Annotated in this window: 7 protein-coding genes; 1 reads left to right on the plus strand and 6 read right to left on the minus strand. The window is 63.4% G+C overall.

Features of this window, described 5'->3' with window-relative positions; genetic code table 11:
* Window positions 1–189: a NepR family anti-sigma factor gene (locus tag MUU55_RS05950; RefSeq protein ID WP_425314135.1), complete on the minus strand. Its 189-nt coding sequence runs from the start codon at window positions 187–189 to the stop codon at window positions 1–3.
* A 176-nt stretch (window positions 190–365) separates the two neighbouring features.
* Between MUU55_RS05950 and MUU55_RS05955 the strand changes: the two genes are divergently transcribed.
* A complete protein-coding gene (locus tag MUU55_RS05955) occupies window positions 366–1,160 on the plus strand; it encodes a response regulator (protein WP_244759822.1) in 795 nt (264 codons plus the stop codon).
* Between the two features lie 287 nt (window positions 1,161–1,447).
* Here the strand turns inward: MUU55_RS05955 and MUU55_RS05960 are convergent, their stop codons facing one another.
* The 5 genes from MUU55_RS05960 to MUU55_RS05980 all read right to left on the minus strand — a co-directional run.
* Window positions 1,448–3,031, minus strand: coding sequence for an FGGY-family carbohydrate kinase (locus MUU55_RS05960; protein WP_244759823.1), 1,584 nt, complete (start codon window positions 3,029–3,031; stop codon window positions 1,448–1,450).
* Window positions 3,031–3,723 carry an HAD family hydrolase gene (locus tag MUU55_RS05965; RefSeq protein ID WP_244759824.1) on the minus strand — a complete coding sequence of 231 codons (693 nt, stop codon included), beginning with the start codon at window positions 3,721–3,723 and terminating at the stop codon, window positions 3,031–3,033. The genes MUU55_RS05960 and MUU55_RS05965 overlap by 1 nt, the downstream gene beginning before the upstream one ends.
* 79 nt (window positions 3,724–3,802) lie before the next feature.
* Window positions 3,803–5,287, minus strand: a complete 1,485-nt coding sequence (locus tag MUU55_RS05970) for a mannitol dehydrogenase family protein (RefSeq protein ID WP_244759825.1) — start codon at window positions 5,285–5,287, stop codon at window positions 3,803–3,805.
* A 57-nt stretch (window positions 5,288–5,344) separates the two neighbouring features.
* Window positions 5,345–6,118 (minus strand): L-iditol 2-dehydrogenase, encoded by a 774-nt coding sequence (locus tag MUU55_RS05975; RefSeq protein ID WP_244759826.1) that lies wholly within the window; start codon window positions 6,116–6,118, stop codon window positions 5,345–5,347.
* On the minus strand, window positions 6,115–6,682 hold a 568-nt coding region (locus MUU55_RS05980; protein ID WP_244759827.1), incomplete at its 5' end, for an ABC transporter ATP-binding protein. The genes MUU55_RS05980 and MUU55_RS05975, both read right to left, overlap by 4 nt.

The following is a 6,682-nucleotide window of genomic DNA, read 5'->3' on the forward strand; positions in this document are numbered from 1 at the left end:
TCACTCTGCCCGTTGGGCGCTGTTTTCGACAGCGTCCAATTTTTCGAGAAGATCCAGGAACCGCTGGGGAAGCGTCTCGTCCTGTACGGAATGATAGAAGGCACGCAGCTTCGTTGCGATCTGCGCATTCGGGTCATCCGCCCTCTTGGGAGGTTTTCTCCCGGTCTTTTGACTGCTCAAACTATTCACTCTTGGCCACTTCCATCTTTTGCGCGTGCATTTTCATTTCGCGTTCGCGTCACGTGGTGATTTCGGCGTGGAAATGCCCCGCGGCAAAAAAAGTTCCCGACCCCGGAACCTAAATTTGGTTCCCGCGTTCAAATCGTCAACTGCCATTGCAACAAATCGAAAACAGGGGACACATCATGCCGATTTCCGACCGTATCGGACCGCATCTTCCGGCGCTGCGCCGCTACGCACGCGCGCTGACGGGAACTCAATCGTCCGGCGATGCCTATGTCGCTGCCACGCTGGAGACCATTCTCATAGATCCCGCGGTCATGCCGCAGGGTGGCGACGACAAGGCGACGCTGTTTGGGCTCCTCAGCCGCATCATCTCCTCCCTTCCCGTCTCAATGAGCCGCGGTGCGGGCTCGCTCACGCCCGGCGCGGAAGCTCCGTTCGATCTTTCCGGCGTTCCTCCGCTCGGCCGTCAGGCCCTCCTGCTCGCCACCGTGGAAGGTTTCGCAGTCGACAAGACCGCCGAAATCCTCGAAGCCGAAATCACCGTCATCCGCACCCTGCTCGACGCAGCCTTCGCGGAGATCGCCGCCCAGGCAGAAACCGGCATCATGATCATCGAGGACGAGCCGCTGATTGCGCTCGACCTCGCCCATATGGTGAGCGGCATGGGCCACCGGGTGACCGGCATCGCCCGCACGCAGGCGGAGGCCGAGCTTCTGTGGAGTGACAGCCGTCCCGGCCTCGTGCTTGCCGATGTGCGGCTCGCCGACGGCTCCTCCGGCATCGACGCGGTCAACACGATCCTTTCTCGCACCGACATCCCCGTCATTTTCATCACCGCCTACCCCGAACGGCTCCTGACGGGTGAACGGCCGGAGCCGGCTTTCCTCGTTTCGAAACCTTTCAATCCCGAACAGGTGAAGGTCCTGATCAACCAGGCCCTTCTCTTCACGCCGCAGACCCGCGCAGCGGCCTGATCCCGCTCCCGGATAGCCGCAGCGGCGGCGCGGCAGGCAGCGGTGGGATGGCACGCCCACCGCTGCCTTTCTGTATCTTGAAACGTCGATGGCACAAAAGAAAACAGCCAGCGCCCGGAAGGCACTGGCTGCTTGAGTATCCACGGACCGGAGGGGGACACGGTTTCGTGGTCGATCACCGGTCGAGGGCCTCGCATCTTGGGGGATATGCGCAGACCGGTGACGACCTAGAAACACGTGAACCGAGAATTGGTTCCACCCGGTTTCAGGTTTTTTCAAAATATTTTTCAGACGATCGATTCAAGTTCCGCGCGGTGTCGGTGGAGCAGGAGAAAGCGACGATAATCGCGGTCGTAGCCGGCCTTGCGCGCAGGATCCGGGCGGTGTTCGGTACCGCCCGGATACATGCCTGAACCGGCAGCCGGGAGATCCGCATAAAGCCCGCCGGCAACCGCTGCCACCATGGCCGTCCCAAGCAGCACCGCGTCATTCGTGTCCGGCACCACGACACGGCAGCCGGTGACATCGCGATAGAGTTCCATCAGCAAAGGATTGCGCACGTGCCCGCCGGTGACGTGCAGGGTATCGAGCGGGTAACCGCGCTCGCCGAGCTTGTCGAGGATATGGCGGATGCCGAGCGCGATCGCAACCGCGGTACGCCAATAGAGGCGGCAAAGCCCGTCGAAGGAGGCGTCGAGAGCAAGGCCGCTGATGACGCCGAGCGCATGGGGATCGGCAAGCGGCGAGCGGTTTCCGTGAAAATCGGGCAGCACATGCAGCCGTGCTGCGAAGGCCTCCCCTTCCTCCAATTGAAGTTCGCGGATGCGGGCGACGATGCGGGCGTGGTTGGCCGCGGTCGGCTCACCACCGGCGCTGTGCGTGCGAACGATATGGTCGAGCAGCGCCCCCGTTACCGACTGACCACCCTCGACCAGCCACCATCCCGGCAGCACGGCCTCGTAGTAGGGCCCCCACATGCCGAAGCTGAAGCGCTTTTCGCGCGAGAAGGCAACGATGCAACTTGACGTGCCGCCGATCAGCGCCAGCTGGCGCTCCATCGCCTCGGGTTCGCCGGCAAAGGGACCGAGCACCCCGAACGTCCCGGCATAGGCGTCGATCAGGCCTGCCGCGACGACACAGTCCGTATCGAGCCCAAGAGCGACGGCGGCCGCAGCCGTCAGCCGGCCAACCGCTTCGCCGACAGCCAGCGTCTCGGTCGGAAGCGACCCGCGTTCCCGCACATCCTCAAGTCCGATCGCCTTCAGGAAGCTTTCGTCCCACGGCTGCTCCTCATGGGAAAGGTAGTTCCATTTGGCCGTCATCGTGCCGCGGGAACGGGCATTCGAACCCGTCGCCCGCCAGGTGACGAAATCCGCCAGGTCGAAGAAATAACCGGATCGGGCCCATTCTTCCGGCCGGTTGCGCTTCAGCCACATCAGCTTCGGCATTTCCATTTCCGGCGACATGACCCGACCGGAATGGGCAAGCACCGGATGCTCCGTCGCCGTACAGAAATCCGCTTCGGCGAGCGCGCGGTGATCGAGCCAGACGATCGTATCCCAGCGCGCCTCCTCACCGCCGGAAACGGCGAGCGGCGCCCCGGCCTTGTCGCGCACCACCAGCGAACAGGTCGCATCGACGCCGAGTGCCGCGACGCGCGCGGCCGGCACGCCGGCGACGGCACAGGCCGCCTTCACCGCGGTGCAGACGGCTTCCCAGATGTTTTCGGAATCGTGTTCGGCATGGTGAGCACTCGGTCGGCGCATGGCGATCGGATGTTCGGCCCGGCCGAACAGCGCACCGCTAGGGTCGAACACGCCGGCACGGGCACTGCCCGTGCCGATGTCCACCGCAACGATCAAATCGCGCATCAATGCTCTTTCCCGTCGGCCTTTTCGTTGCGGACAAACTGTAACAATTCCCGCATGTCGTCAAACAGGGCGTCGGGTTTGAGGTTCAGCAGCGCCTCGCGATGGCGGGGCGTGCGCGCGTGGGAACCGCCGGTGAAGGCGACGACCCGCATGCCCGCGGATTTTGCCGCTGCAATGCCGGCCGGGCTGTCCTCCACCACGACGCAGCGCGCGGGCTCCACCCCCATCACCGCGCTCGCATGAAGGAAAAGATCGGGCGCTGGTTTGCCACGCGAGACCATGGTGGCGCTGAAGATATTCGGCTCGAACCTGTCGATGAGACCCGTCACGGAAAGCGACAGACGGATACGCTCCGGCTGGCTGGAAGAGGCCACGCAATGGGCGATGCCGAGGCCGTCCACCGTCTCGGCAATGCCGTCGATCGGCTGCAACTCCAGACGAAAACGCTCGTAGAGCACCTTGCGCATGGCCTCCAGGAAGGCGGCATCGATCGCAAGCCCGTATTCGTCATGCAGGATTTCCGACATGCTCTTCAGGCTGCGGCCAAGGAAGCGGTCATGCGCCTCCTCTTCGCTCATTGCCACACCCGCTGCGGCAAGCGCTTCGACCAGGACGGCAAGCGAAATAGGCTCGCTGTCGACGAGCACGCCGTCGCAATCGAAGATGACGAGTTCTGTCGCTTTGGCGGCCATGGCTTTCCGTTCCGTGTTCAGGCCTCCGTCCTACTGTCTGCTCTCCGCGATGAAAAGCCCCGGAATGTTTGGGATCTCCCTACATCGCCAGCCTGTCTTCCAGATAGAGCTTCAATGTTGCCCGCGTGCCGTTCCGCTGGAGGGACGTCAGCGCATTGGCAAAGCGCTTACGGAAAAGGTCCGACTCCGCAACCACGCCGAAGATATCGCGCAATTCGAGGAAGGCAGCAGGCTCCGCTCTTGCCGCCTTCGCTGCCGCATGGATGCGGTCGATATTGGGATCGTTGAAGCTGATCGCCTTGCCGCTGTCCGTCGTGCCGGCAAGATAATGGCACCAGAGCGCGGAGACGAGCGCCAGGCCGGTGACGTCTTCCTTGCGCGACAGGCGGTCGGCCGTCGATGGCAGGATGAATTTCGGCTGGCGGTTGGAGCCGTCCTGCGCCAGACGCGGGATCGTGTCGGCGATCTTGGGATTGGAGAAGCGGCGCTCGATCAGGCCGAAATAGTCGCGCAGGTCCGTATTCGGCACGGGGGGGATGACCGGCACGATCTCGTCCAGTTCCAGCTTGGCGAGGAAGGCGCGGATATCCGGATCCTCCATCGCCTCATGCACGAAGTGGATGTCGAGCAGCGCTGCCGGATAGGCGATCGCCGCATGGCCGCCATTCAGGATGCGGATCTTCATATGCTCATAGGGCGCCACATCGGGCACGAACTGCACGCCGACCTTTTCCAGCGCCGGGCGGCCCTGGGGGAACTTGTCCTCGAGCACCCATTGCTTGAACTCCTCGCAGAACACCGGCCAGGCATCGTCGATGCCGTAGTCGTCGGCCACGATGCCGATCTCGCGCGGCCCCGTCGCAGGCGTTATGCGGTCCACCATGCCGTTCGGGAAGGCGACATTGGCGTCGATCCAGTCGGCAAGACCCGGATCGGAGAGGCGCGCGAGACCGGATACGGCCGCATGCGTCACCTTGCCATTGTGCGGAATGTTATCGCAGGACATGACCGTATAGGGTGCGATGCCCTTGTCCCTGCGGGCCTTCAGGCCGGCGAGGATGAGGCCGAAGACCGTCTTCGGCTCGGAAGGGTTGGCAGCATCGGCGGCGATCGCCGGGTGGGCCGGGTCGAAGATGCCGGAAGCCGGGTTTATGAAATAGCCCCCCTCGGTGATCGTCAGCGAGACGATGCGGATGGCGGGATCGGCAAGCTGGGCGACGGTCGCTGCCGCATTGCCGGGCGCGAGATAGTCGATCATCGCACCGGTGACGCGGGCGCCGGAACGATTGTTGTCCTGCTCGACGACGGTGGTCAGGAAATCCTGGCCGGCGAGTTTCTCGCGCATCGCGGCGTCGGAGGGCAGAACGCCCGCGCCGATCAGCGCCCAATCATGGTCGAGGCCGAGGTTGAAAAGGTCGTCGAGATAGATCGCCTGATGCGCCCGGTGGAAATTGCCGACGCCGAAATGGACGATACCCGCCGTTAGGTTCTCACGCGCATAGGCCGGGATGCTGGCGGTCTTCGAGACCGCCGGAAGCGTGGCGAGCGACAGTTTCGTGGTCATGGTCCATTCCTTCCGGTGTGTTCCGGTCTATACCTGTGCCAAGCGCACGGCTGCGCCTCAGCTCATCCAGTTGCCACCATCGACATTGTAGGTCTGCGCGACGATGTAGTTGCTCTCCTGGGAGGCGAGGAAGATCGCCATGCCCGTCAGGTCGTCGGCCGTTCCCATGCGGCCGAAGGGGACGTCCGCACCGACCAGCCGCTTCTTCTCCCCGAGCGGCCGGTTTTCATATTTGGCGAAGAGCGCGTCCACGCCGTCCCAGTGCTCGCCATCGACGACGCCGGGTGCGATGGCATTGACGTTGATGCCGTGCTTTATGAGGTTCAGGCCCGCCGACTGGGTGAGGCTGATCACCGCCGCCTTCGTCGCACAGTAGACGCCGACCAGCCCCTCGCCGCGGCGCCCCGCCTGGCTTGCCATATTGATGATCTTGCCGCCACGGCCCTGCGCGATCATCTGTTTTGCCGCAGCCTGCAACGTGAACAGCGTGCCGCCGACATTGATCGAGAAGAGCCGGTCGTAACTTTCCCGCGTGATCTCGACGATCGGCTGGAGGTCGAAGAGTGCCGCATTGTTGACGAGAATATCGATGCCGCCGGCTTCCTTCACGCAAGCCGCAATCGCCGCGTCGATGGACTCCTGCTTCGTCACATCCATCTGCACCGCATAGGCTGCCGGGCCGATCTCCTGCGCAGTCGCACTCGCCCGCTCCACATTGATATCGGCAATCGCGACCCGCGCCCCTTCCCGCACATAGGCTTCGGCACAGGCGCGTCCGATGCCGCGGGCCGATCCCGTGATCAGCGCGCTCTTGCCCTCAAGCCGTTTCATCGTATCGCCAATCCATTGTCCTCGAATCTATGGATGCGTGTTGTGTCTGGCGTGAGCCATACGGTATCGCCGTGTGTGACGGGGAAGTCGCCGTCGGCGCGGACGGTCAGCATGCCGATGTTCTCCACATTGACATGCAGGAACGTGTCGGAGCCGAGATGTTCGGCAACACCGACCACGCCCTTCCAGCTGCCGCTCTCCTTGGAGAGCTTGATGTGCTCCGGACGGATGCCGACGGTGGGCGCATTGTACGGCTTGGCCGCCTCGCCCTTGACGAAGTTCATGCGCGGCGAGCCGATGAAGCCGGCGACGAACAGGTTGTCGGGCTTGTTGTAGAGATCGAGCGGCGAACCGACCTGCTCGATATTGCCGGCATTCAGCACCACGATCTTGTCGGCCATGGTCATCGCCTCGACCTGGTCGTGCGTGACATAGATCATCGTCGTCTTCAGCTGATGATGCAGCTCGGAGATCTCCAGCCGCATCATGCCGCGCAGCGCCGCATCGAGGTTGGACAAGGGCTCGTCGAACAGGAAGGCCGAGGGTTCGCGCACGATGGCGCGG

Source organism: Shinella curvata, assembly GCF_022899935.1.
GTDB lineage: Bacteria > Pseudomonadota > Alphaproteobacteria > Rhizobiales > Rhizobiaceae > Shinella > Shinella curvata.

Coding starts and splice junctions, on each gene's coding strand:
- MUU55_RS05955 (WP_244759822.1), top strand. CDS start 366: ATGCCGATTTCCGACCGTATCGGACCGCATCTTCCGGCGCTGCGCCGC.
- MUU55_RS05960 (WP_244759823.1), bottom strand. CDS start 3,031: ATGCGCGATTTGATCGTTGCGGTGGACATCGGCACGGGCAGTGCCCGT.
- MUU55_RS05965 (WP_244759824.1), bottom strand. CDS start 3,723: ATGGCCGCCAAAGCGACAGAACTCGTCATCTTCGATTGCGACGGCGTG.
- MUU55_RS05970 (WP_244759825.1), bottom strand. CDS start 5,287: ATGACCACGAAACTGTCGCTCGCCACGCTTCCGGCGGTCTCGAAGACC.
- MUU55_RS05975 (WP_244759826.1), bottom strand. CDS start 6,118: ATGAAACGGCTTGAGGGCAAGAGCGCGCTGATCACGGGATCGGCCCGC.